Origin of the sequence: Rhizobium sp. 57MFTsu3.2, from assembly GCF_012932765.1 — a bacterium.
In the GTDB taxonomy this organism is placed as follows: Bacteria; Pseudomonadota; Alphaproteobacteria; order Rhizobiales; family Rhizobiaceae; genus Rhizobium; species Rhizobium altiplani.
Genome location: NZ_JDWI01000005.1, coordinates 235,740 through 260,017, shown reverse-complemented (window position 1 = coordinate 260,017; position 24,278 = coordinate 235,740). Strand labels below are relative to the sequence as shown.

The following is a 24,278-nucleotide window of genomic DNA, read 5'->3' as shown; positions in this document are numbered from 1 at the left end:
CGTTCCTCCTAGTGGCGCAGTCCGGCTTGCTTCATCAGGGGCAGGACGTCGGTGCCGAAGAATTCGAGATCGTCGCGGAAGTCGAAGAAGCTGAGCTGCAGGCCGTCGACGCCGGCCTCCTTCAGCTTGACGAACTGATCGACCACCTGTTCGGGCGAGCCGATGACGCGAATATTGCCGCCGATGGCGCGGTATGGATCCTGGGGATCGCGGCCCTTCCAGGCATGGGCATCCGAGTTCAGCGACTGGAAGCCTTGCGGCGAGCGTTGGTCGGCATGGGCGACGATGCGGTCGGCGAGTTCCCACGCCTCCTTCTCCGTCGGCCGGCAGATCACCATCGGATTGAGCAGCGTGCGCACAGTACGGCCGACGCTGATTGCCGAATCCTTGACCCGCTTCGTATGCGCCGGCAGCGATTCCAGTGCGCTGTTGATGTCGGCACCGGTCGGGCTGGTGATGAAAACGATATCCGAATAGCGACCGGCAAAGGCAATTCCGGCATCCGAACCGGTGGCATTGACGAGGATCGGGCGGCCGAAGTTTGGCTTCGGCGTGACGAAGCCGCCGCCGAGCTTCCAGCTGCTTTCGCCTTCGAAGGAGAAGTTCTCGCTGTCGCTCCAGAGGCGCTGGACGACTTCGAGGAATTCGGCGGCCAGTTCGTAGCGCTTGTCGTGCTCGATGCGCGGCCAGCCGAACATCTCGTGCTCGACCGCCCGGTGGCCGGTGACCACGTTAATGCCCCAGCGGCCGCCGGTGATATGGTCGAGCGTCGCGCCGAACTTTGCCAGATGCAGCGGATGCCATGGACCATAAAGGACATGCATGGTCGAGATGAGCATAATCTTCTTGGTGAGGCCCGCCAGCGCCGCCGTCGACACGAAGCTATCCAGCGCCTGGCCGTCGAAGACGCCGCCATAGCCGCCCTTCGGCAACCATTGCGACAGCGCGAAGACGAGGTCGAAGCCGAGTTCCTCCGCCCTCAACGTCAAGGCCTTGTTGTAATCGAAGCGCCAGTCGGTCGATCGCTCGAGCGTCGATTGCGTCCAGCCCCCGGCCTGAATCGGCAAGAAGAGGCCGAGGAGAACGGGCTGCTTCAGCGCCTGGGACAGCGGGCTTTCCGGGAAGTCGGTGGGTGCCGCAAACTTCGGCAGGCCGACGATCGATCCGGGGGGATGTTGAATGGTCATGAGTATATTCCTGCTGGTTTGGCGTCAGGATGCTGCGACGTAGGCGAAGGCGAGGCTGCCTGCGATGCCTTCGCCGCCGACGGTGTGATCGGAGATGCGTTTGTTGTAGATCGTCAGTTCCGGCTGGCTGACGATGTCGATCGCGGGCACGTCGTCGACGAGGATTTGCTGGATCTCGCGCCACTGCTCGACACGCTTTGCCGGATCGACTTCGATCGCTGCGGCTTCGAGCAATTCATCGACCTTGGGATTGCTGTAGGCCGCGCCGTTCGAGAAGGGGACGCCAGGCTTGAAGTTCTTGCTCCAGTAGAGGCGCTGAACGCCGACCGTCGGGTCGAACAGGTTGCTCATGCCTTCGAAGGCGAAGTCGAAATCGCGGTCGGTGTAAATGCGCTTGGTGTAGGTCGCGAAATCCTGGCTGCGGACCTTGGCGTCGATACCCACCTTGGCAAGCGCCTGGCGGATATACTCCGAACCACGCGGATAGGTTTCGCCACTCGGCACGAAGTCGAGATTGATGTGCGCACGGATGCCGTCTGCGCCGCGCGGGAAGCCTGCTTCATCGAGAAGCTTCTCGGCCGCGGCGAGATCGATCGGATAGGTCTTGAGATCCGGCACGAACCATTTCGCGAGGTTGGGATTGATCGGGCCGGGGATCGCGGCGCCGTAGCCGTAGTTGATGGTGTTGAGAATGACGTTGCGATCAATGACGTGCGCAAAGGCGCGACGCACCCTCACGTCCTTGAAGAACGGGCGCTCGAGGTTGAATTCGATGCGGCTGACGCCGTTCTGGTATTGGTAGCCCTTGGTCTCGAAGGCGAGCCCTTCGGCGCTCTGCAGCCGTTCGAGGTCGCTGAGCGGCACGGGTGTCGACGGCGCCAGATCGATTTCTCCGGTCTCGATCGCGATCGAGCGGGCGGCGGCATCAGGAATGAAACGGATGATCAGCTGGTCGAGATAGGGGCGGGGCTGATCCCAGTAATCGGGGTTGCGTTCGTAGACGATGTGGCTGCCGCGCACCCATTCCTTGAACTTGAAAGGACCGGTTCCGATAGGCGCAAGATTGGCCGGATTTTCCGCAACCTTGGTGCCTTCATAGATATGGCGCGGCACGATCGGCGTTTCGGAGGCAGCAAGCGCGGTGATCAGATAGGGCGCGGGCTTGGAAAGCTTGAGGATGGCCGTCTGTGCATCGGGCGTTTCGATGTCGGTGAGATTGAGGAAGGTGTTGCGGCCGCGCGGGTGCACTTCCTTCAGGGTCTTGATCGAGAAGGCTACATCGGCGGAGGTGAAGGGCTGTCCGTCATGCCATTTCACGCCGTCGCGCAGCTTGAAGGTGTAGGTCAGGCCATCGGGGCTGACAGTCCACTCCTTGGCCAGCAGCGGTTTCGGATTGAGGTCGAAATCATAGGTGAGAAGGCCTTCAGTGGTCTTTGGCGAGACATAGACGGCGTTATAGGCCGTATGGGCGATCGTCGTCAGGACGGGCGGCTCGGCGGCCAGCAGAAGCGTTGCCGTGCCGCCGCGCGTTGCGGTGGCTGCGAAGGCGGGAAGCCGTGCTGTCGCGGTGACGCCGAGTGCGACCGAGGCCAGAAGAAAGCTGCGGCGTGTGGGTGCGGGAAATAGTGACATCTTGTTCAACCCTCGTGATTCAGGGGCCGTCACGGCCCGCTTCAGTGTCATTCCGCGGATCGAGCCTGCTTTAGAGATTTTTGCCCCGTGACTGCTTTGAAGTGGGATGAAAACCTACGCAGTGTCGATATGCGGCATTAAGTTTCCAAAAGTGCGCCAAATGGCTGCATCGTTGGAATTATTTACCAATATGGATTTGACAAAACCCACAGAATTAGTCAACTACTGAGCGGCGAGACGAGGTGAATTCTTTTCAGATCGCGAGGTGGGGCACATGTCGGCTTTAAGGCGGATCGGTCGAACGATCAGCAGGACGATCATTCAGGCCGTGCCCACGATGCTCGGGATCGTCATCCTCAATTTCTTCCTGCTGAAGCTGGCGCCTGGCGATGCGGCCGATGTGATGGCGGCGGAATCCGGCTCGGCCACAGTCGAGACGATGGCGGCACTGCGCGAGCGCTTCGGGCTTGATAACCCGATCCTTGTTCAGCTTGCCAACTATCTGGACAACCTCGCGCATTTCAGCCTTGGCTTTTCGCCGCGCTACGGCATGCCGGTCGCCGATCTGATCGGCCAACGGCTGCCGGGCACGCTGGTGCTGATGCTGGCGGCATTGGCGATTGCAATTGCCGTCGGACTGCTGCTCGGTTCGCTGATGGCCGCCTTCTCCGGGCGCCTTCCCGATCGTATAATTTCCGTCGTCTCTTTGCTCTTCTATTCGATTCCCGGCTTCTGGATCGGCCTGATGCTGATCCTGCTCTTCTCGGTCAAGCTTGGATGGCTGCCGAGCGGCGGAGACAGCACGATTGGCTCGCGGCTGACAGGGTTCCCGGCGCTGCTCGACAGGGCGCGCTACATGGTGCTGCCCGCAACCTCGCTCGCGCTTTTTTACCTTGCGATCTATGCCCGCCTGACGCGCGCCTCGATGCTCGAAGTCAAGTCGCAGGATTTCGTGCGAACCGCGCGCGCCAAGGGTGTCTCGCCCTTCGTGTTGACGACGCGACACGTCCTTCGCAACGCTCTGATCCCTATCACCACCATGGCCGGCATGCACTTTGGCGGGATGCTGGGCGGCGCGGTCGTGGTCGAGACCGTCTATAGCTGGCCCGGCCTCGGGCGCCTTGCCTTCGAAGCCGTCATGGCGCGCGATTTCAGCGTGCTGCTCGGCATTCTCCTCCTGTCTTCCTTCCTCGTGATCGTCGCAAACGCAGCCGTCGACCTGCTGCAGGCGTGGATCGATCCTCGAATTGGAGCAAGCCGATGAATACTCAAAAACTTGGAACACTGGCCGGCCAGGCGATAGACTTCGCGCCACAGAAAAAGGTCGAGCGCGATCAACCAGCACCGGAAGCGCCCAAGCAGCCGCGCTGGACACATATCCACGCCCCCGACGTCCGTGCCTCTGTTTCGGGTACGGCATGGCGCGGCATGCGTCGGGAATTGAAAGTCTTCCTCGGCAACTACAATGCACTCTTCGGTACAGGCATTCTGCTGCTCGTTGCCCTGTCGGCGTTGTTGGCGCCGCTTCTCTTTCCCGGCGATCCGCTCGAGATGGTTGCGCGCCCCTTCCTGTGGCCCGGGCAGAACCCTGCTTATCCGCTGGGCACGGACTCCATGGGCCGCAATGTGCTTGCCGGCATCGTTCACGGCGCCCGGATATCGCTGACCGTCGGGCTGGCGGCCACCGCGCTCGGCTTGACTGTGGGGATCGCCATCGGCGCCGTCGCCGGCTACTTCGGTGGTCTGATCGACGATATCCTCGTCAAGTTCATCGAGATCTTCCAGACCATTCCGAGCTTCGTGCTGCTCGTCGTTCTCGTGGCAATCGCCCAGCCGACGACAGCGACCGTGACCATCGCCATCGCGATCGTCTCTTGGCCGACGGTGGCGCGACTGACGCGCGCGGAATTCCGGGCCATTCGCGAGAAGGACTATGTGCAGGCTGCCCGCAGCCTCGGCTTCGGCCATTCCCGCATCATCTTCCGCGAGATCCTTCCCAATGCGCTGCCGCCACTGATCGTCACCTCTTCGGTAATGGTGGCAAGCGCGATCCTGATGGAATCGGCGCTCTCCTTCATGGGGCTTGGCGATCCCAACCGCGTCTCCTGGGGCTCGATGATTGGGGCAGGGCGCGATGTCATCCGCACCGCCTGGTACCTGACGGCGCTTCCCGGTCTTGCGATCGTCTTCACAGTGCTTTCGCTCAACCTGATCGGCGATGGTCTGAACGACGCGCTCAACCCGCGCTTTTCGGAGGATCGGTGATGACGAAACTCCTCGAGGTTTCAGACTTCTCAGTGCGTTTTGGGGCCGCCGAACCTGTGAAAGGTGTCAGCTTTTCCGTCAATCCGGGCGAGATGCTCGCCATCGTAGGGGAATCCGGCTCCGGCAAGTCGTTAACGGCGCTCGGCCTCATCGGCCTGTTGCCGCGGCACGCAAAGGCTAAAGGGCAGATCCGCTTCGACGGGCGTGATCTTGTCGGCCTCCCGGAACGGGACCTGCGCCGCATCCGCGGCCGCGACATCGCCATGATCTTTCAGGAGCCGATGACATCGCTCAATCCGGTGCTGACGATCGGCGATCAGATCATCGAAGTGCTGCGCATTCATGAGGATCTCAACCGGCGTCAGGCCCGAGAGCGCGCCATTGCGCTGTTGGATCTCGTCAGCATTCCAGAAGCCCGCCGCCGTATCGACGAGTATCCGCACCAGCTTTCCGGCGGCATGCGCCAGCGCGTCATGATCGCCATCGCTGTTGCCTGCAATCCGAAACTGCTGATCGCCGATGAAGCGACGACGGCGCTTGATGTGACGATCCAGGCGCAGGTGCTGCAGCTGCTCGATAATATTAGGGTGCAGCTGAACATGGCCGTCATTTTGATTACCCACGATCTCGGCATCGTCGCGCAATGGGCCGATCGCGTCGTCGTCATGTATGCCGGGCGCAAGATCGAGGAGGGACTTCCGGGCGAGGTGTTCGAGAGGCCGTACCATCCCTACACGAATGGCCTGCTGTCGGCTTCGCCGCGGCTGAAGGCGGACTATCACTACCGCGACGGACCGCTCTCGGAGATCCCGGGCTCGATCGTTTCGGCTGTCGGCGAGAAGGGCTGTTCGTTCCGTCCGCGTTGTCCGGTCGCGCGGCCCTCCTGCGCCTCCGTCGTACCGCAACTTATCGCACTGCCGGCCGGCCGGCAGGTGGCGTGCCCCTATGTTCCAGCCATTGCGGAGAACGCCAATGTCGCTTCTGTCGGTTGATCGGCTTTCGACCCATTATCCCGGAGCCGCCGGCACCGTGCGCGCGGTCGATGGCGTGTCGCTTGATATCGCCGAAGGCGAGACGGTGGCGCTGGTCGGCGAGTCCGGCTGTGGCAAATCCACACTCGGCAAGTCGCTGGTGCGGCTCGTCGATCCATCGTCGGGGAGCGTCACTTTCAAGGGCAGGGACGTCACCGCAATGGCGGGGCGCGAACTGCAGTCGGTCCGGCGCAGCATCCAGATGATCTTCCAGGATCCGTTTGCCTCGCTTAACCCGCGGCAGACGATACGCACCATCCTAACGGCTCCTCTCGCGGTTCACGGTATCGGCGAGCGCAAGCAGCGCGAGGCGATCGCCGCGCAGATGGTGGCCCATGTCGGCCTGCCGGCGGATTCGCTCGATCGCTATCCACATGAGTTCTCCGGCGGCCAGCGCCAGCGTATCGGCATTGCCCGTGCGCTCATCCTGCAGCCGGAACTCGTCATCTGCGACGAACCTGTTTCGGCGCTTGACCTCTCGATCCAGGCGCAGATCCTCAATTTGCTGGTCGAGATGAAGACGGAGCTATCGCTTTCCTATCTCTTCATCTCTCACGATCTCTCGGTGGTTCGCTATTTCGCCGATCGCGTGCTCGTCATGTATCTCGGCCGCATCGTCGAGAGCGCTCCGACGAGCGAGCTGTGGAAGGGCGCCAAGCATCCCTATACGCAAGCGCTGCTCGCCGCCGTGCCCGATCCGTCGCGGCGCAAGCAGGCCGCGCCCATATCAGGCGATCTGCCGAGCCCGCACAATCCACCGGCCGGCTGCCGCTTCCATACGCGCTGTCCGCTCGCCACCGATATTTGCCGGTCCGCAGATCCGGCATTCCGCCAGTTCGGCAGCGGCCACGCCGCCGCCTGCCATCACGCTCAGTAAGCCATCACGCTCAGTAAGAAGGAGAATACAATGGTCGATTATCGCTATCTCGGGCGCAGCGCGCTCAAGGTGTCACCGCTCAGCCTGGGAACAATGATGTTCGGGGGCCCGACGCCCGATGACGTCGCGTTCCGCATCATCGACAAGGCGCGCGAGCAGGGCATCAACTTCATCGACACCGCCGACGTCTATCACGACGGCAAGTCGGAAGAGGTCGTCGGCAAGGGCATCAAGGCGCATCGCGATCACTGGGTTCTGGCGACGAAGTTTGTCAATTCGCATAAGAAGGGCCCGAACCTCGGCGGTCATTCCCGCAAGTGGGTCATCGAGACCGTCGAGAATTCGCTGCGCCGTCTCGACACCGACTATATCGACATCCTCTATTTCCACCGCGCTGTCTTCGATGCGCCGCTGGAAGAGCCGGTGCGCGCGATCGCCGACCTGATCCGCGCCGGCAAGCTCCGCTACTTCGGCGTCTCCAACTTCCGCGGCTGGCGCATCGCCGAAGTCGCGCAGTTGGCCGATGAACTTGGCATCGATCGTCCGGTCGCAAGCCAGCCGCTCTACAACATCGTCAACCGCACCGCCGAAGCCGAGCAGCTGCCGGCGGCCCATCACTATGGTCTCGGCGTCGTCTCCTATTCGCCGCTGGCCCGCGGTGTCCTGACGGGCAAGTACGAGCCGGGCAAGGAACCGGCCGCCGATACCCGCGCCGGTCGCGGCGACAAGCGTATCCTCGAGACCGAATGGCGTCCTGAATCGATCGCCATTGCCTCCGAGATCGCTGCCCACGCTACCCGCAAGGGCGTCTCTCCGACCGAGTTCGCGCTCGCCTGGGTGCTGAACAACAAGCTGATCTCGGCGGCCATCGCCGGTCCGCGCACGGAAGAGCACTGGGACAGCTACATCCGCGCGCTCGACGTCAAGCTCGACGCTGAGGACGAGGCGTTGGTCGACCGACTTGTCACGACGGGCCATCCCTCGACGCCCGGCTTCAACGATCCGAGCCATCCGGTCGAAGGTCGCGTGCCGCGTAGCGTCGCAGGCGGTGCCGACAATGTCGTGCCGCTGACACGCGCCGTCGCCTGATCATGACTTCAGGGATCCGCCGATATGGCGGGTCCCTTCTTTTCTTTTTCCGGCCGAGAAGGTTCCCGCATGCCGAATACCGCTCCTTCAGCACTGTCCGCCACCCCGAAACCTGCGGAGGCGGTGAACGATCTCTCGACGCTATTGGCAAAAGTTCCTGATCTGGCGGCCGCAATCGCGAAGGACGCGGCAAGACGCGATCTGGAAAGGGAGCTTCCATTCGAGGCCTTCCGCCTGTTCAAGGAGGCCGGTCTGGGGGCGCTGCGCATTCCTGTGGCGCTCGGCGGTCCGGGTGGATCCGTTGCCGACTACATCGAAACGATCATGGCGATCGGCGCCGCGGATTCGAATGTCGCTCACGCGCTGCGCAGCCATTTCAATTTCACCGAAAGCCTGATCCTCAGCCCCAGCACTGCTATCGACCGCACACAGCTCAGTCGGGTTCTCTCGGGCAAGCTTTTCGGCGGAGCTCATACCGAGCAGGGCACCAAGCGGCCGGGCGAGGTGACGACACGTTTGACGAGATCGGAGGATAGTTACCGTCTCAACGGCCGCAAATGGTATGCGACGGGCACGGCGTTCTCGGACTTCGCATCATTCAGTGCGAAGAACGATGACGGTGAGTTCGTGAGCGTTTTGCTTCCGGTCGATCGTCCCGGCATCACCATTCTCGACGACTGGGATGGCATGGGCCAGCGGCTGACCGCGAGCGGTGGTGTTCTGCTCGAAGACGTCGAGGTACTGCCGCATGAAATCTCCACGCGCGGCCTCAACACGCTCGTTGGACGCCACACCTCGACCTTGCGGCAGCTGCACCTTGCGGCGTCTATGGCGGGCGCTGTGCGTGGCGCGCTCGCCGAAGGGACGGAATATGTGCGCCGCCAGGCGCGCTCGGCAGCCCATAGCGCGGCTGAAACCGCCAGTGCGGATCCCTTCGTCCAGAAGATTCTCGGTGAGGTCGCCGCCGGCTCCTTTGCCGTCGACACGTTGATCCGCGAAAGCGCGCGTGCGCTCGACAAGACGGCCGCCGCGTTCGCCGCAGCCGATCCGCAGCCGCTGGAGACCGCGTTGATCGAGAGCGCGCTGACGACTGCACGCACACAGATCGTGGCTTCGCAGATTGCACTGGCGGCCGCAACCAACGTCTTCGAACTCGGCGGCGGCTCCGCGACGTCGCGCCATCTCAATCTCGATCGGCACTGGCGCAACATCCGCACCGTGCTCAATCACAATCCCTTGCTGCACAAGGCGAGGGTGGTCGGTGATTTCTACATCAACGGAACCACGACACACCTGGAAGAAGGTAAGGTCTTCTAGTCCCTGCCGCGCAGCGATCGCCACGGAGCCACCATGAGCAAGCTCGATATCGTCGATTTCCATACGCATTTCCTGCCCGAAGGCTGGGAGGTCTACCGCGCGCCCGGTCGCCCGCTCGATCCGCTGTGGGCACGGATCGGCACGAAGATCTCCAATATCGATGCGCTGATCGCAGATAGCGATGCGGCCGGTATCTCGCGCCGCGTGATCGGGGTCGCGCTGTCGATCGTCGCGGCGCCTGATGCCGATCTCGGCGCGGTCAGCCGCAAGCTGAACGACGACCTAGCAGCGACGGTTGCGCGCCATCCCGATCGGCTTTTCGCGCTGGCGACCGTGGACACCTTCGGCGGAGAAGCGGCGGCGGTCGAGGCACGGCGCGCCATCGTCGACCTCAATCTGTCCGGCCTGTTTCTCGACAGCGCGAGAGGTGACAGGTTGATCGATGCGCCGGAAGCCCGGCCGATCCTGAGGGTTGCTGCGGAGCTCGGCGTTCCCGTCTTCCTGCATCCCATCAACCCCGAGCCGCTTTCAACGCAGCTGTCCGGCCTCGGCAGGCTCGGGACCCGCTTAAGTCGTGGCACGATCAACGCCGCCGCCGCGATCTCGCTGGTGACGTCGGGCGTCTTCGACGAATTGCCGGAACTTCGGGTCGTCATTACCGCGCTCGGCATTTCGGCACTCGCCCTGACCGGCCCCTTCGGCGAATTGCCGTCCATTTTCGCGGATGCGCCAGCGGGCAAGCGGCGTCACCTCTATATCGACATCATGCCGTCGGAGGCACGCTTCATCCGCTTCGTGACCAGTCTCGTCGGCGCCGACCATGTTCTGACCGGCAGCGACTGGCCGATTCTTGGGCACGATCCGACGCAGGACGGACTGGCCGCAGCCTTTGCGGCGGCCGGACTGAGCGAGCATGAAGCCGAGCTGATTGCCAGCCGAAACGCCCTCGAACTGCTGAATGGGCGCCATCGCAGTCGCGACAAGCTGATCGCATAAGGCGTCCGCCCGTTCTCATATCCCGACATATCACGCCCCACCGACGCCGGTGGGAGAGGAGGTCTATTGCGCATCGATCGTATTCCGCATCACTCCGTCGCCATTGTCGGCGGGGGCTTCGCCGGGGCGCTGACGGCGCTCAAGCTGCTCGACCAGACCGAAGTTCCGCTGGCGATCACCATTATCGAGCGACGCGAGGAGCTTGGTCGGGGTGTTGCCTACAGCACGCCCGATCCGGCCCATCTGGTGAACGGTCCGGCTGAAATCTTCTCCCTCTATCCCGAGGATCCCGGCCATCTATCGCGCTGGCTCGTCGAGAATGGCCCGGCCTACGGCTGGACGCCTCCCGCCGAGGCGGGCACAAGCAGCCCGCCGCGTTACCTCTATGGAACCTATGTCCGTGACGAGCTCGCGCGTGCGGTCGCGAACGCGCGGCTCGGTTCGACGCTGAGGCATATCCGGTCGTCGGCATCCGGGCTGGTGGCAACGCCGAGCCGGATCCGCATTACCACGGCTGACGGTACCTCTGTGGAGGCGGATGAGGCCGTGCTGGCCCTTGGCGTTTTCCAACCGCGCCTGTCGGCCGCCGAGGCTCAACTCGCCGGTCACCCGCGTTTTGCAGCCAATCCGTGGGACGCACTGGCGCTCGACCGTCTGAAAGGCTGCGAGGAAATTCTCCTGATAGGTTCGAGCCTGTCGATGGTCGATGCCGTGGCCACCATGGAGGCGCTGGGTTATCGCGGCCGCTACCGCGTGATATCGCGCCGTGGCCAGTTCGTGGAGGGTCGCAGGACTGTCGACGCAGCGCGCGACTTTCTGGCCGATGGCCCGTTGCCATCAACCGCGCGCGAACTGTTGTCGCGCGTCAAGGCGGAACGACGGTCGATTTCGGCTGAGGGTGCAGACTGGCAAGGGTTGCCCTTGGCGATCCGCCCCCATATTCTCTCGCTGTGGCAACGGGCCAGCGATCGTGAGCGTCTGCGGTTCACCCGGCATCTCAGGGCCTTCTGGGACGTTACCGCGCATCGCTCGGCGCCGGAAAGCCACGCGATTATCGAGCGGGTGATTTCGGAAGGTCGGCTGGAGCATGGCCGCGCCCGTATCCTTGGATTTGCCATTGAGGGCAGCGAGATCACCGCCAGCCTGAAGACAGCGACAGGCGTTGGGACGGTGCCGTTCGACGGCGTGATCGATTGTCGTGGCCATCAGTTGCATGATTGGCGCCGGGTATCCGACCCCTTCGTGAAGAGCCTGCTCGCGAGCGGCGAGGTTCGCCCTCACAGCACCGGCTATGGCATTGATGCGACGTCGGCGGGTGATCTCATCAACGAGGAGGGGCTCGTCCACCGTAATCTCAGCGCCATCGGCCATCCGCTGCGGGGCGTTGCATGGGAGTCGAGTTCGATCACCGAGCAGCGCGCCCAGGCGATTGCACTCGCCGATCGTATCCTCACGAAATTCACGCCCGTCCGCGTCGCGTGATCTCACCAAAAGCAAAAGGGGCGCATCGACGATGCGCCCCTTTCCTGTGCAGGTCCTGCCGCCGCACCTCAGCCTTCGCCGTCCTTGATGTAGACATCAGCGAAGTTGGACTGCACACCCTCGGCCCCGATCGTGTGGTTCTTGACCCGCTTGTTGAAGACGGTGACGTTCTCCAGTGAAATCAGGTTCACCACCGGCACTTCGTCGGCAACGATCTTCTGGAAGGCGAAGAATTGCTGCTTGCGTTTCGCATCGTCGATCTCGACGGATGCGGCTTCGAGCAGCTTGTCCACCTCGGGGTTGTTGTAGTGACTGGCGTTCGAGAACGGCAGGCCGAGCTTGAAATTCTTCGACCAGTAGATGCGCTGCACGCCAAGCGTTGGATCGAACTGGTTGCCGAGATATTCGGCCGTCACATCGAAGGCACGGTCGGTGTAGACCTTCTTGATGTAGGTGGAGAAGTCGTAGGAATCGATCGTGGCGTTGATGCCGATGCGCGTCAGGTTCTGCTTCAGATATTCGGCGACCCGCTTGAAGCCTTCGTTGTAGGAATTGTGGGTCAGTCGCAGGTTGAAGCGGACGCCGTCCGCTCCGCGCTTGTAGCCGGCCTCGTCGAGCAGCTGTTCAGCGGCTTTCAGGTCGAAGGCGTAGGGCTTGATCGAGGTGTCGAGATAGCGCGGCAGGAAGGTGCTGATCGGGGTTGGCGAAACATGGCCGTAGCCGTACCAGACAGTGTTCAGGATGACGTCGAGGTCGATGGCGTGGGCGATCGCGCGGCGAACGCTGACATTCTTCAGATACTCGTTGTCGAGATTGAAGATCAGCTGCGTCTGGTCGCCCTTGGTCTCGTAGCCGCGTGAATCGACGGCAATGTTCGGCAGTGCCTTCACACGTTCGAGATCGCTCAGCGGAATGGGATTGTCGCCGCCGATATCGAATTCGCCGGTCTCAAAACCGGCTGCGCGGGCTGCCCCATCGGGCACGAAGCGCACAATGACCTGGTCGAGATAGGGTTTGCCGGCGTCCCAGTAATCAGGATTACGCTCGAGGATGATATGCGATCCGCGTACCCAATCCTTGAAGACGAATGGCCCCGTACCGATCGGGGCACTGCCGTTCGGATTGGTTGGGACGTCAGCGATCTTGACGCGGTCATAGACGTGCTTGGGCACGATCGGCGACTCGGCCCCGTAGAGAGCACTCAGCAGATAGGGCGCCGGTTTGGAAAGCCGGATCACGGCGGTCAGCGGATCGGGCGTTTCGACCTTCGTGACATTGGCGAAGGTGCCGCGGCCACGCGGGTGGACCTGCTTCAGAAGCTCGATGGAATAAGCAACATCGTCCGATGAGAAGGGCTTGCCGTCATGCCACTTCACGTTCGGGCGGAGCTTGAAGGTGTAGTTCAGTCCATCGTCGCTGATCGACCATTCCGTGGCGAGCTGTGGCTTCGGTGTCAGATCGAAGTCGTAGGTCAAAAGACCTTCGGTGATCTTCGGGCTGACTTTCTGGGTACCGCCTGCGGTGTGGGCCAGCGTCAGGATCGTCGGCGGCTCCGGCTCGACAATGAAGTTCAAGGTGCCGCCCCTTGTCGGTGCCGTAGTCTCGGCGAAGGCGTTAATCGGTAGGAACGCTGTAAGGCCTGTCGCGGCAAGAAGCTTGTTGAGCTGACGTCTGCTGATGTCCATGAATACCCCCTGAATTGCGATTAAAATGCCTCTGTCGAAGCATCGTCGCGGCAATCATCGGGCAGCGTGGCGCAAAACCGGAAGAATGTTTTTCTCCGCGTCCGGGAAAGGAAAACTTCGCGCCAGTGCGTCGGCAGGTAGTCGATCCCTTTAATCTACTAAAAAGATATACAATTTCCGAAAATGAGTTTTTGCATCTCTGATCGAGGTCTGCAGCGCAAGAAAATGTTCCGCCGGCAGGGTTGGAAGGAAAGCCGGTTCTCGTCTTCATGGGGCGGTTTGTGGTGCAATCACGCAATGAGCACCTTTGCCGACTCCCGCAGAAAAGCAATCCAGCCCACGCTTGCGCGACTGCCGCCGCTGACATCGCTGCGGGCCTTCGTCGCGACGGCGCGACATCTCAATTTCGTTCGTGCTGCCGAAGAGTTGCATGTGACGTCGGCTGCGGTCGGTCAACAGATCCGCCTGCTGGAAGACTATCTCGGCCAGCCGCTCTTCAACCGGGTGCGTGGCCAGTTGAATCTGACGCCGGCCGGGCTGGCATTGGTGCCTGGACTGACCGGGGCCTTCGATGCGGTTCTGACCGCCATGGCTCAGTTCGTGCAGAGCGATCATGAACAGCCGATCCGCGTTTCGGTCGCCCCGTCCTTTGCCAGCAAGTGGCTCATCCCGCGCCTTGATGCGCTACGGCGGGCCGCCCCGCGCCTTCAGGTCCTGGTCGATGCGTCGACCCAGTTGACGAACCTTGATGCCGGCGACGCCGATTGCGTGATCCGCTACGGCAGCGGTCCATATCCGGGGCTCATCGTTGACCATCTCTTTTCCGAAGCCGTGCTGCCGGTCTGCAGCCCGGAATTTGCGGATACGTATGGGCTGTGGGGCAAGCCGGAGGCGATCGAAGACGTGCCGCTGCTGCATGAGGAGGGCGCCGAGCATGACCAATCCTGCCCGGATTGGGGTGGATGGTTGCGCGCCGCCGGGCTTTCCTACCTGCCGTCGCAGGGTGGTTTTCGTCTCAACCAGTCCTCCCTCGTCCTTGATGCAGCGCTGGCGGGGCAGGGGCTGGGGCTCGGCAAGATCCGGCTGGCGGAAGCAGAGATCCGCTCCGGGCGGCTGGTCTGCCCCTTTGGCGTGCCGCAGCCCGTCAGTTCGTCCTATTTCTTCGCCACCACGGCGCATGCGGCGCGATTGATGCGCGTTGATCTGTTTCGCGAGTGGCTGCTCGCGGAAGCGCGCGCTCTGCAGACGATGGACGAGATCATCGCGCGCCGTATCCGACCGGCGGCAGACATGATGGCGGCCGAGTAACGTCGTCCCAGACGCCTTGCCTCTACTTGAGTGGGAAGCCCAGCCTGCGCGCGGCCGCGGCTAGCACGTGCCGGCCCTTCAGCGCCTCGACCGTGCCAATACGATTGCGGACCTGATCCGTCCAGTCGATCGCCGGCATCGCCTGCTCCGCCTGAAAGCTTCGCAATGCCTTGTTGTAGCCGGCAAGATCCCGCGCCCGGGCGTCATCCGCATATTGCTCACGATGCAGGACCGTCGATTGCGGCAGGCGTGGCTTTACGCCGGCGGGCTGCGCCGGGTCCGGAAAGCCGACCGTCAGGCCAAAGACCGGGAAGACGCCGTCCGGCAAGGCGAGTTCCCGGGCCACCGTTTCCGGATCGTTGCGGATCGCACCGATGTAGCACGTCCCAAGCCCCAGCGATTCAAAGGCAACGACCGCGTTCTGCGCCGCAAGTGCCGCATCGATCACGCCAAGCAGAAAGCTCTCGATATAGTCGAGGCCGTCGCCCGCCGAGCCACCGTCCGCTGCGATCGCCCGAGGCCGGGCAAGGTCCGCGAGCCAGACGAGCAGGAGGGGCGCCTGGGCGATCTGGCGCTGATTGCCGGCAACGGCGTTCAGGCGGCTTTGCCGCTCGGGGTCCTCGACGGCGACGACACTCCATGCCTGCAGGTTGGAGGAGCTGGCAGCCGATTGTGCGGCGGCAACGGCAAGTTCGACTGCGGTGTGTGGAACCGGATCCGGCAGATAGCTGCGCACGCTACGGTGGGAGAGCAGCGTATCGATCGTTTCGTTCCAGTCGCTGCCGAGGTGCTGCGCCTGGCGATAGCGTTCGGCCGATAGCGTCGCCAGCCGGTCGGTGCCGGTTGGCTTTGCCGCAAGGGATGGTGTCATGGGAGTGTCCTTTCCGGGCCGCTATTCCGCCGCGGTGGCGTAGGGGTTGTGTGGCCGCGTGAGGCCAAGGTGATCGCGCAATGTGCGCCCGGTGTATTCGTGCCTGAACAAGCCGCGGCGACGCAGGATCGGAACCACTTCATCGACGAAGACCTCAAGCCCATGCGGCAGCACGTCGGGCATGAGGTTGAAACCATCAGCCGCACCGGCGGTGAACCACGTCTCGATATCGTCAGCGATCGCGGCAGGCGTTCCGACAATCGTGCGATGCCCGGTGCCGCCGTTGAGCGCGCGTATCAGGCCTCGAACGGTCAATCCCTGCCGCCGCGCCAGCGCCAACGTGGCGTGGAAGAACGTGTGCCCGCCGTCAGCCGGCAGCGGTATGTCCTCAGGCAATGGCTTGTCGAGTTCGAGCTTCTTCTGATCGACCTGCAGGATGCCGGCCAGCCGGGCAAGGCTGTACTCCAGCGGAATGAGGTCGCGCAGCTCTTCCTGTCTGCGCCTTGCTTCCGCTTCGGTGCTGCCGATGATGGTGGCGAGGCCCGCAAGCACAAGGATGCTGTTTTCCGAGCGACCGTAACGAGCGGCGCGACGACGCAAATCCCTGGCGTAATCCAGAGACTCTTCGAAGGATTGTGAGGCGGAGAACACGGCTTCGGCATGTTCGGCGGCGAGCGCGCGCCCGTCGTCTGATCCGCCTGCCTGCACGAGAACCGGGTGCCCCTGTGGCGGGCGCGGGATATTGTGCGGCCCATGCACGGAGAAATGCTTGCCGCTGTGAGCGATCGGGTGCACGCGGCCGGGATCGACGAAACGTCCCGTCGCGACATCGCCGACAAAGGCCTCTTCCTCCCAGCTGTCCCATAGCGCCTTGACCACGGCGGCAAATTCGCCGGCCCGCTCATAGCGGCTCGCATGGGCCACGGGCTTTTCGAGGCCGAAATTCCGGCTTTGCGCCAGATCCGCGCTGGTGACGATGTTCCAGCCGGCGCGCCCGCCGCTGGCATGGTCGAGCGTCGCGAAGCGCCGGGCGATATTGTAGGGCTCGTTGTAAGTGGTGGAGGCCGTGCCGATCAGCCCGATCCGTTCCGTGCTGGCCGCAACAATCGCAAGCACGATCGTCGGTTCCAGCGAAGTCAGTGGGCGGAAGTCGATGCGGTCCGATATGGCCGCCTGGTCGGCCAGGAAGACGGCATCGAAGGTGCCTCGTTCCGCGATGCCAGCGACCTTGATGTAGTGGTTGATGTCGAAGGAGGCGCGCGGGTCGCTGCCTTCCATGCGCCAGGCCGCCGGGGAGAACCCCGAGTGCAGGATATTGATGTTGAGATGAAGCTGCCGTCGGCTCATTGGAATATCCCCGGCTCGGGATAGTCCCCAGTCAGGAACCAGGAGCCGACATTGCGGGTCTTGTACTCGGCCGGATTGTGGAGCGTATGGATGCGGACGTTGCGCCAGAAGCGATCGAAGCCGTAGGGGCGCACGGCCGAACGGGCGCCCATCACCTCGAATATTTCGCTGGTGACCTCGAGCGCGACCTTGCCGGCCAGGACATTGGCGGAGGCCACGGCGATTGCGGTCGCGCCGCGCTCCTCTGCCGTGAGCGCCGGGCCCTTGGCATAGGCCGTATCGATGGCGACTGCAGCCCTGTCGGCCAGCGCGGTTGCGGCCTGCACCTTGGTCCAGAGTTCACCGTACTGTCGCTTGATCCACGGGTCGTCCGAATGGCGTTCGACACCGGAGTAGATCCACGGCCGAGACTTCGTGATCGTATAATCCCGCGCTGCGATCAGGGCGCCTTGCGCGCTACCGATGAAGACGTTGAGGAGAACGCTCTGCTGTTGCTGCGGAATGAGAAGGGCAGCCGGATCCTTGGGGCGTTCCGGCAGGATCTCTTCATCCTTCACCGCCACATCCTTGTAGAGGACGCGACCGCTGCCGGTCTGCCGTTGGCCAATCCCATCCCAATCGTCGGCGATCGTTATGCCGTCGCGATTGGCGGGAATATAGGCGAAGCTGCGCGCGTTCGTTTCCTCGTCTTCCCATGCGACCATCAAATAGTCGGCGACATGCGAGCCGGAGGCGAATGGCCGAAAGCCGTTCAAGAGGACGCCACCTTCTATCCTTTTGCCGAAGAGGCTTTTTGAGAAGCTGTTCGTTGTATTGCCCCAGAACCACCGACCCTCGGCCGATTGCCGCAGGATCGCGGCCGATCGTTCGTCGCTGACCCCCGCCAGGGCATTCTGGATCGGGCTGAAGTGATAGCCGAACAGGTGGCCAAGCGAGCCGTCGACCTTGGCGAATTCGCGCACGATGCGCAGAGCTGTCGAATAGGGTTGTCCCTCGCCACCGAATTCCGTGGGAATGAGGAGATTGACGAGGCCGCTCTCCTTGAGAAGCCGGACCTGCTCCGTCGGCCTCCCGCCCTGTTGATCCCGCTCGACGGCATCGACAGCGAAGATGTTCCTGAGTTCGACCGCCTTGGCGAGATAGGGATCGGTCTGGTCCGGCTCGAAGAGGAGGGGAGGTAGCAGGGCTGGTTCGAAGCCTGAGGGCTTTACGGTCATCGTCTTATCTCCGTCAGTCGTGAAGTCGCGGAAAGCCATGCCGCTCTGAAAGCAGTTCGAGAATGCGGCTGGTCTTGGAGACGAAGCGCTTGCCTTTCCAGTCCGCAGCATCGGGTGGCGGGTTGGATGCGAGGACCAGCACCGGCAAGGACTGGTTTTCCTCGCCAACCGCCTCGATGACCTGCGTGCGCGGGCGAGGGAAGTGAACTCTCCGCACCTCGATGCGGGCGGCAAGTTCGGGGAAGCTCGAAAGCAAGCCCTCGATCGCGTTGCAATGGGGGCAGACGAAGGTCTGGCTGGGGTGCTTCGGATCCGAGAAGCCGGGAGCGATGAGAAAAAGCGTATCGCGGCTCATGTCTGTTTTCCTTACTCGGCCGCGACTGCGCCGCGATTGACGGCATGGCTGTTTTCGGGGCGCTTGAGGCCGAGGTTTTCGCGCAACGTCGTGCCCTCATATTCATGGCGGAAAAGACCGCGGCGGCGCAGTTCCGGCACCACAAGCTCGATGAAATCCGCAAGGCCACCCGGCATGATCGGCGCCATGATGTTGAAGCCGTCGGCGCCATAGTTTTCGAAGCGCTCTTCCAGCGTATCGGCAATGTCGGTTGGCGTTCCCACCACTTGCCAGTGACCGCGCGCGCCGGCGATGCGGAGGTAGAGCTGCCGGATCGTCAGCTTCTCACGCCGGGCGAGGTCCAGAACCAGCGCCTGACGGCTCTTGCCGGCATTCGTCGCAGGCGGATTTTCGGGCACCGGTCCATCGAGCGGATAATCCCTGAGGTCGACGCCGGATAGCTGGGAAATCAGGTTCAACCCGACCTCCGGCTGAATGAGTTCCTGAAGGGATTCGAACTTTTCCTGGGCCTCCGATTGTGTGCGGCCGACGACCGGGAAAATGCCGGGCAGGATCTTCAGGTCGTCATGCGAGCGACCGTATTTGGCAAGCCGTCCCTTGACATCGGCGTAGAAGCCGGTCGCTTCCTCGAGCGTGATCTGGGCGGCAAAGATGGCTTCTGCCGTGCGGGCGGCAAGCTCCTTGCCTGGTTCGGAGGCGCCCGCCTGCACGACAACCGGCCGGCCCTGTGGTGAGCGCGGAATGTTGAGCGGCCCGCGGACCTTGAAATGCTTTCCATTGTGATCGAGGCGATGCAGCTTGGCCGGGTCGAAATAGCGGCCGCTTTCGCGATCGCGCAAGAAAGCATCGTCTTCCCAGCTGTCCCAGAGGCCGAGCACCACATCAGCAAATTCCTCGGCTCGTTCATAGCGGTCGGAATGGAGGATCTGAGCCTCGTGGCCGAAATTGAATGCGGCGTCAGGGTCGGAGGAAGTCACGAGGTTCCAGCCGGCCCGGCCGCCGCTCAGCCGGTCGAGCGAGCCGAATTGCCGCGCGAGATTGTAGGGATCGGAGTAGCTGGTGGAGGCGGTGGCGATCAGCCCGATATTGTGGGTAACGGAGGACAGCGCGGAGAGCAGGGTGATCGGCTCAAAGGGATAGACACCGCTGTGAGCCTTGCGGCTCGCAGCCTCGACATCCTTGATGCGCGCGGCGACACCGTCTGCGAAGAAAATCGTGTCGAACTTCGCCGCTTCGGCGAGCTTAGCCAGTTCCACATAGTTCTCGAATTCGGTGCCGACGGAGGCTTTCGGATGACGCCATGCGGCCACGTGATGCCCGGTGAAGAGCAGAAATGCGCCGAGTTTGATCTTGTCCTTGCGTCTCGCCATTGCGGTCCCTTTCAGCGATAGATGGCCGGCACTGGAAATTCACCAGTCAGCAGCCATGTGCCGACGGTGCGCTTCTTGTACTCGGCGGGATTGTGGAGCGTGTGCGTTCTGACGTTGCGCCAGAAGCGGTCGAAGCCCTTGGCATTGGTCGCGGAGCGGGCGCCCATCACCTCGAAGATCTCGCTGGAGACGGCAAGTCCGACTTCACCGGCATAGACGTTGGCCGTCGCGACATCGATCGCGGCTGTGCCACGGCCCGCGGCGGTCAGCGAAGGCCCTTCGGCGTAGGCCGCATCGAGGCTGCGCGCCGCCTTGTCGGCCAGCTCCGTTGCCGCCAGCGTTCGAATGTAGAGGTCGCCATATTGGCGCTTGACCCAGGGGTCGTCGGTGTGCCGCTCGACGCCGGAATAGACCCATGGCCGCGAACTCGTTGCCGTATAGCCGCGGCCTTCCTCCAGTATACCCTGTGCGCTGCCGACGAAGACATTGAGGAGCACGCTCTGCTGGAGGAGCGATGTGAGGGAGGAGTAGGGCGTCAGCGGCACGTCGGGCGAGCTGATCAGTTCGTCGTCGTGAACCTCAAGATTCACGAAGCGGACCGTGCCGCTGCCGGTCTGCCTCTGGCCGATGCCGTCCCAGTCATTCACGATGACAATGCCTTCCCGGTCGGCGGGAACGGCGGCGGTCAGCCGGGCGCCGTCGGCATTTTCCCAGGAGATCTGGATGTAATCGGCGATATGCGTGCCCGAGGAGAATGGGCGACTGCCGTTGATGATCCAGCCCGCTGCCGTGCGTTCGCCGCTCGACGTCTTCGACAAGGCGTTCCCGGAATTGCTCCAGATCCAGCCGCCGGCCGCCGAGCCGGTCAGCCATTTCTCTTTCTGCGCCGCCGAGCCGCGAAACAGGATGAGGTTGAGCGGCAGATGATGGTAGCCGAACAGGTGCGCGAGCGAACCGTCGGTCTTGGCAAACTCCCGGACAATACGCAGGATCGTCAGCCATGAGGCGCCCTGGCCGCAATATTCCCTGGCGATCTGCGCGGAGGGCAGGCCGCTAGCCTTCAGAAGCCTGATCTGCTCGACGGGGCTGCCGCCCTGTTTGTCTCTCTCGACGGCATCACGGTGGAACGCCTGGCGCAGCTCGGCCGCTTTTGCCAGCAGCGTGTCGTCAGCATTTGTTTCGAACGGCATTTTGCCTCCGGGAATGACGGTGAAAGGGGCGTTCACCCCTCTATTTCCCGTCAACGGTTGGCTGGCCGGCGGTTCAAGTCCAGAAATATCTGTTTGATTTCACGGAAAGAAATTCTTTCGCCGGCGCGCTCAATTCCTGCGTTTCGTCGGGGTGCTCATCGACGAAAACATCATCCCGTCAAATCGCGGAAATTGAGTAGCTGTTCCTCTGTGGTGCGCCGACTTCGAACAATCGTTCAGACGCAATTATTCTTTCCCGGACGAGAAGAAACTTTCACTTCGGCTTTCGAGGCACAGAACTGAAGCTTCCCTCAGCGGACCACAATCCAAACCCGAGAGGAGCTCTTCGCGTGTCCATCAACCGTCGCAGTTTCAACCAGCTGATGTTGCTTGCAAGCGCCAGCACCCTGCTCCCGTCGATCTCCTTTGGACAAGGCGCTGCACCGGCGACGGGCGGCACCTTGAACTGGCTCTACCGGGTGGATCCGGGCAATGCTCTCTTTGCGATCAACACGTCGTCGGGCACCGGCCAGGCGATCGGCCCGAAGATCGTTGAGGGCCTGCTCACCTTCGACCTCGATGTCAGGCCGCAGCCGCTCCTGGCAACGGAATGGGCGGTCTCCGATGACAATCTTCGCTACACATTCAAGCTTCGCAAGGGCGTGAAGTGGCACGACGGCAAGGACTTCACCTCCGATGACGTCGCCTTCTCGATCTTCCGACTGAAGGAAGCGCATCCGCGCGGTCGCATCACCTATCAGAACGTGGTGGCGGTCGAGACGCCGGATCCGCTCACCGCGATTATCGTGTTGTCGAAGCCTGCCCCGTTCTTGCTTGCTGCACAGTCGAGCTCGGAATCCCCGATCGTGCCGAAGCATATCTTCGAGAAACTGGCGCCGGGTGACGGGCAGACGCTGCAGACCGCAATCGGCACAGGCCCCTTCAAGCTGACGGAATGGGTGGCCGGCAGCCATCTGATCTTCGAACGCAATCCCGACTATTGGGATGCGGGCAAGCCCTATCTCGACCGCATCATCCTGCGCATCGTCACCGATCCGGCCGCCCGGTCCGCGGCCCTGGAGACAGGTGAAGCCGACATCGGCGACAATCCGGTGCCGCTTGCCGATCTCGACCGGCTGAAGCAGGTCCCCAATCTCATCGTCGACACGACCACCTACGCCTATTCCGGCCCGCAGCAGCAGCTGTTCTTCAACTTCGACAATCCGCTGTTTGCCAAGCGCGAGGTCCGGCTTGCCATCGCACAGGCCATCAACCTGCAGGAAATCGTCGACGTCGCGCTCTATGGTTATGCGCAGGTGTCGCCCAGCCCAGTGAGCACGGCCTTGCCGCAGTGGTACGACAAGAGCGTCGTGGCCCATCCCTACGATACGGCCGCAGCCGAAAAGCTGCTGGATGAGGCGGGCTATCCCCGCAAGGCGGATGGCAAGCGCTTCGATCTCCGGCTGACCTACAACTCGTACCTGCCGCAAGGTTATGCCGATGTCCTGAAAAGCCAGCTGGAAAAGATCGGTGTCGGAATCGAGATCAAGAAATACGACCTGCCGACCTTCCTGAAGACAGTCTACACCGACCGCGCCTTCGACCTCGTCGTGGAGTCGCTTTCCAACACTTTCGATCCGTCGCTTGGCATCCAGCGCGCCTACTGGAGCAAGAACTTCAAGATCGGGCTGCCGTTCTCGAATGCCAGCCACTACGCGAATGCAGAGGCGGATGCGTTGCTCGAGGCGGCCGCGATCGAGCCCGACGAGAAGAAGCGCTGGGAGGTCTGGAGCAAGTTCCAGCACCTCATCCACGACGAAGTCGCCTCTGTCGACCTCGTCGCCGCCGGCGCCCAGATCGTCGCCAACAAGCGGGTCAAGAACTACGTCACCGGATCGCAGGGCCTCAACTGGAGCTTCGGCGATCTGTGGCTGGATCCGAACGCTTGATGTCCAGGAGCAGGAAACATGTCTAAATATTTGATAGACAAGGCCACATTGATCGATTGGCTGGGCGATGAGCTGGAATTGGCGGTGCTTGATATCCGCCCGGCCGAAGACGTCGGCTATGCGTCGCCGCTGTTTGCGACGAACCTGCCGGCCGGGCGCCTGGACGTCGAACTCGACCGCTTCGTGCCGCGCCGTAGTGTTCGCACGGTTCTGGCCGATGGCGGCGACGGCAATGCCGAAGCGGCGGTCAGCCGTTTGCGGCAAGCGGGCTGGACGGATATCCACTTCTTGGAAGGGGGCATTCCCGCCTGGGTGGAAGGCGGCGAAGAGCTTCCGACATTCGATATTCCCGGCGTTCCCTTTGTCACCAGGGTGCGTAAGGAGAAGAAGACGCCGGTGACGTCCGCTGTGGAACTGAAAGCGCTGCGCGATCAGGGTCAGGACGTCATCGTCCTCGATACACGCACACTCGCCGAATACGAGAAGGCTCATGTGCCGGGCGCCGTCGGCGTTCCCGGGGCCGAACTGTTGCTGCGCTTCCAGGACCTCGTCCCCTCGGCGAAAACAAAGGTCGTCGTTTCCTGCGCCGGCCTGCCACGCGCCATTCTCGGAGCCCAGACGCTGATCGATGCCGGCGTTGCGAACGCCGTCTCCTATCTCGACGACGGCACGCGTGGCTGGACGGATGCCGGTTTCGAACTGGAGACCGGGCGCACCGCCTCTTACGGTGAGCCAAGCGAAGAGGCGCGCCAATTTGCGCTTGAGCGCGGTGATAGCCTGTCTGCAAAGGATGGCCTGACGTTCATCGATCGACAGACTGCCGAGCGATGGAACGCCGATCCGGCGCGCACGACCTACCTGCTCGATGTTCGCACGCCGGAGGAATTCGCGCGCGCGAGCCTTCCCGGATCGATCTCGTCCGAGGGCGGACAGCTTCTCGGCGTGGCCTATAGGACAATCGCCGTTCGCGGCGCCCGCGTCGTGTTGATCGACGATCTGCTGGGATCGCGTGCCCGCATCGTCGCCCACTGGCTGGCCCGCCGCGGCTTCGAAATCGCGATCCTGCTTCACGATTTCGAGGCGGGGAAGCGGGCAGCCGCTTGAGGCGAG

The 24,278-nt window shown here is 62.6% G+C and carries 20 protein-coding genes; 11 read left to right on the top strand and 9 right to left on the bottom strand.

Features of this window, described 5'->3' with window-relative positions; all coding sequences use genetic code 11:
• Positions 1-8: 8 nt before the first annotated feature.
• Both AF71_RS08490 and AF71_RS08485 read right to left on the bottom strand, forming a co-directional pair.
• The gene (locus AF71_RS08490) at positions 9-1,187 is read right to left on the bottom strand and encodes an LLM class flavin-dependent oxidoreductase (RefSeq protein WP_169680960.1); all 1,179 of its coding nucleotides are present in this window, start codon (positions 1,185-1,187) and stop codon (positions 9-11) included.
• Between the two features lie 24 nt (positions 1,188-1,211).
• Positions 1,212-2,819, bottom strand: coding sequence for an ABC transporter substrate-binding protein (locus AF71_RS08485; RefSeq protein WP_113580837.1), 1,608 nt, complete (start codon positions 2,817-2,819; stop codon positions 1,212-1,214).
• A gap of 274 nt (positions 2,820-3,093) precedes the next feature.
• Between AF71_RS08485 and AF71_RS08480 the strand changes: the two genes are divergently transcribed.
• From AF71_RS08480 to AF71_RS08445, 8 genes are all read left to right on the top strand, one after another.
• Positions 3,094-4,083: an ABC transporter permease gene (locus tag AF71_RS08480; RefSeq protein WP_169680958.1), complete on the top strand. Its 990-nt coding sequence runs from the start codon at positions 3,094-3,096 to the stop codon at positions 4,081-4,083.
• Entirely contained in the window at positions 4,080-5,084 is a 1,005-nt protein-coding gene (locus AF71_RS08475; protein ID WP_062370626.1) for an ABC transporter permease, read from the top strand. The genes AF71_RS08480 and AF71_RS08475 overlap by 4 nt, the downstream gene beginning before the upstream one ends.
• The gene (locus tag AF71_RS08470; RefSeq protein WP_169680956.1) at positions 5,084-6,076 is read left to right on the top strand and encodes an ABC transporter ATP-binding protein; all 993 of its coding nucleotides are present in this window, start codon (positions 5,084-5,086) and stop codon (positions 6,074-6,076) included. The genes AF71_RS08475 and AF71_RS08470 overlap by 1 nt, the downstream gene beginning before the upstream one ends.
• The gene (locus AF71_RS08465; protein WP_018859508.1) at positions 6,057-6,992 is read left to right on the top strand and encodes an oligopeptide/dipeptide ABC transporter ATP-binding protein; all 936 of its coding nucleotides are present in this window, start codon (positions 6,057-6,059) and stop codon (positions 6,990-6,992) included. Before AF71_RS08470 ends, AF71_RS08465 begins: the two co-directional genes overlap by 20 nt.
• A 30-nt stretch (positions 6,993-7,022) precedes the next feature.
• Positions 7,023-8,081, top strand: coding sequence for an aldo/keto reductase (locus AF71_RS08460; RefSeq protein ID WP_169680954.1), 1,059 nt, complete (start codon positions 7,023-7,025; stop codon positions 8,079-8,081).
• Between the two features lie 69 nt (positions 8,082-8,150).
• The gene (locus AF71_RS08455; RefSeq protein ID WP_169680952.1) at positions 8,151-9,398 is read left to right on the top strand and encodes an acyl-CoA dehydrogenase family protein; all 1,248 of its coding nucleotides are present in this window, start codon (positions 8,151-8,153) and stop codon (positions 9,396-9,398) included.
• A gap of 33 nt (positions 9,399-9,431) precedes the next feature.
• Positions 9,432-10,394 carry an amidohydrolase family protein gene (locus AF71_RS08450; RefSeq protein WP_169680950.1) on the top strand — a complete coding sequence of 321 codons (963 nt, stop codon included), beginning with the start codon at positions 9,432-9,434 and terminating at the stop codon, positions 10,392-10,394.
• A gap of 66 nt (positions 10,395-10,460) precedes the next feature.
• Positions 10,461-11,876: an FAD/NAD(P)-binding protein gene (locus AF71_RS08445; protein WP_169680948.1), complete on the top strand. Its 1,416-nt coding sequence runs from the start codon at positions 10,461-10,463 to the stop codon at positions 11,874-11,876.
• 68 nt (positions 11,877-11,944) lie between these two features.
• Here the strand turns inward: AF71_RS08445 and AF71_RS08440 are convergent, their stop codons facing one another.
• Complete coding sequence (locus AF71_RS08440; protein ID WP_169680946.1) at positions 11,945-13,561, bottom strand: ABC transporter substrate-binding protein; 1,617 nt, start codon at positions 13,559-13,561, stop codon at positions 11,945-11,947.
• A gap of 297 nt (positions 13,562-13,858) precedes the next feature.
• Between AF71_RS08440 and AF71_RS08435 the strand changes: the two genes are divergently transcribed.
• A complete protein-coding gene (locus AF71_RS08435) occupies positions 13,859-14,869 on the top strand; it encodes a LysR substrate-binding domain-containing protein (RefSeq protein ID WP_169680944.1) in 1,011 nt (336 codons plus the stop codon).
• Between the two features lie 22 nt (positions 14,870-14,891).
• Here AF71_RS08435 and AF71_RS08430 read toward each other — a convergent pair whose 3' ends face one another.
• The 6 genes from AF71_RS08430 to AF71_RS08405 are packed head-to-tail and all read right to left on the bottom strand — an operon-like array spanning position 14,892 to position 21,219.
• Entirely contained in the window at positions 14,892-15,740 is an 849-nt protein-coding gene (locus tag AF71_RS08430; RefSeq protein WP_169680942.1) for an NADPH-dependent oxidoreductase, read from the bottom strand.
• A 21-nt stretch (positions 15,741-15,761) separates the two neighbouring features.
• Entirely contained in the window at positions 15,762-17,087 is a 1,326-nt protein-coding gene (locus AF71_RS08425) for an LLM class flavin-dependent oxidoreductase (RefSeq protein WP_169680940.1), read from the bottom strand.
• The gene (locus tag AF71_RS08420) at positions 17,084-18,304 is read right to left on the bottom strand and encodes an acyl-CoA dehydrogenase family protein (RefSeq protein WP_169680938.1); all 1,221 of its coding nucleotides are present in this window, start codon (positions 18,302-18,304) and stop codon (positions 17,084-17,086) included. Before AF71_RS08420 ends, AF71_RS08425 begins: the two co-directional genes overlap by 4 nt.
• A gap of 13 nt (positions 18,305-18,317) precedes the next feature.
• Complete coding sequence (locus AF71_RS08415) at positions 18,318-18,659, bottom strand: DUF3088 domain-containing protein (RefSeq protein WP_169680936.1); 342 nt, start codon at positions 18,657-18,659, stop codon at positions 18,318-18,320.
• A gap of 11 nt (positions 18,660-18,670) precedes the next feature.
• The gene (locus AF71_RS08410; protein ID WP_169680934.1) at positions 18,671-20,029 is read right to left on the bottom strand and encodes an LLM class flavin-dependent oxidoreductase; all 1,359 of its coding nucleotides are present in this window, start codon (positions 20,027-20,029) and stop codon (positions 18,671-18,673) included.
• 11 nt (positions 20,030-20,040) lie between these two features.
• Complete coding sequence (locus tag AF71_RS08405) at positions 20,041-21,219, bottom strand: acyl-CoA dehydrogenase family protein (RefSeq protein ID WP_169680932.1); 1,179 nt, start codon at positions 21,217-21,219, stop codon at positions 20,041-20,043.
• Positions 21,220-21,569: 350 nt separating this feature from the next.
• On the opposite strand from AF71_RS08405, the gene AF71_RS08400 reads away from it, so the two are divergent.
• Both AF71_RS08400 and AF71_RS08395 read left to right on the top strand, forming a co-directional pair.
• Positions 21,570-23,168 (top strand): ABC transporter substrate-binding protein, encoded by a 1,599-nt coding sequence (locus AF71_RS08400; RefSeq protein ID WP_169680930.1) that lies wholly within the window; start codon positions 21,570-21,572, stop codon positions 23,166-23,168.
• Between the two features lie 18 nt (positions 23,169-23,186).
• Positions 23,187-24,272: a rhodanese-like domain-containing protein gene (locus AF71_RS08395; protein ID WP_169680928.1), complete on the top strand. Its 1,086-nt coding sequence runs from the start codon at positions 23,187-23,189 to the stop codon at positions 24,270-24,272.
• Positions 24,273-24,278: the final 6 nt, after the last annotated feature.

Coding starts and splice junctions, on each gene's coding strand:
- AF71_RS08490 (WP_169680960.1), bottom strand. CDS start 1,187: ATGACCATTCAACATCCCCCCGGATCGATCGTCGGCCTGCCGAAGTTT.
- AF71_RS08485 (WP_113580837.1), bottom strand. CDS start 2,819: ATGTCACTATTTCCCGCACCCACACGCCGCAGCTTTCTTCTGGCCTCG.
- AF71_RS08480 (WP_169680958.1), top strand. CDS start 3,094: ATGTCGGCTTTAAGGCGGATCGGTCGAACGATCAGCAGGACGATCATT.
- AF71_RS08475 (WP_062370626.1), top strand. CDS start 4,080: ATGAATACTCAAAAACTTGGAACACTGGCCGGCCAGGCGATAGACTTC.
- AF71_RS08470 (WP_169680956.1), top strand. CDS start 5,084: ATGACGAAACTCCTCGAGGTTTCAGACTTCTCAGTGCGTTTTGGGGCC.
- AF71_RS08465 (WP_018859508.1), top strand. CDS start 6,057: ATGTCGCTTCTGTCGGTTGATCGGCTTTCGACCCATTATCCCGGAGCC.
- AF71_RS08460 (WP_169680954.1), top strand. CDS start 7,023: ATGGTCGATTATCGCTATCTCGGGCGCAGCGCGCTCAAGGTGTCACCG.
- AF71_RS08455 (WP_169680952.1), top strand. CDS start 8,151: ATGCCGAATACCGCTCCTTCAGCACTGTCCGCCACCCCGAAACCTGCG.
- AF71_RS08450 (WP_169680950.1), top strand. CDS start 9,432: ATGAGCAAGCTCGATATCGTCGATTTCCATACGCATTTCCTGCCCGAA.
- AF71_RS08440 (WP_169680946.1), bottom strand. CDS start 13,561: ATGGACATCAGCAGACGTCAGCTCAACAAGCTTCTTGCCGCGACAGGC.
- AF71_RS08435 (WP_169680944.1), top strand. CDS start 13,859: ATGAGCACCTTTGCCGACTCCCGCAGAAAAGCAATCCAGCCCACGCTT.
- AF71_RS08430 (WP_169680942.1), bottom strand. CDS start 15,740: ATGACACCATCCCTTGCGGCAAAGCCAACCGGCACCGACCGGCTGGCG.
- AF71_RS08425 (WP_169680940.1), bottom strand. CDS start 17,087: ATGAGCCGACGGCAGCTTCATCTCAACATCAATATCCTGCACTCGGGG.
- AF71_RS08420 (WP_169680938.1), bottom strand. CDS start 18,304: ATGACCGTAAAGCCCTCAGGCTTCGAACCAGCCCTGCTACCTCCCCTC.
- AF71_RS08415 (WP_169680936.1), bottom strand. CDS start 18,659: ATGAGCCGCGATACGCTTTTTCTCATCGCTCCCGGCTTCTCGGATCCG.
- AF71_RS08410 (WP_169680934.1), bottom strand. CDS start 20,029: ATGGCGAGACGCAAGGACAAGATCAAACTCGGCGCATTTCTGCTCTTC.
- AF71_RS08405 (WP_169680932.1), bottom strand. CDS start 21,219: ATGCCGTTCGAAACAAATGCTGACGACACGCTGCTGGCAAAAGCGGCC.
- AF71_RS08395 (WP_169680928.1), top strand. CDS start 23,187: ATGTCTAAATATTTGATAGACAAGGCCACATTGATCGATTGGCTGGGC.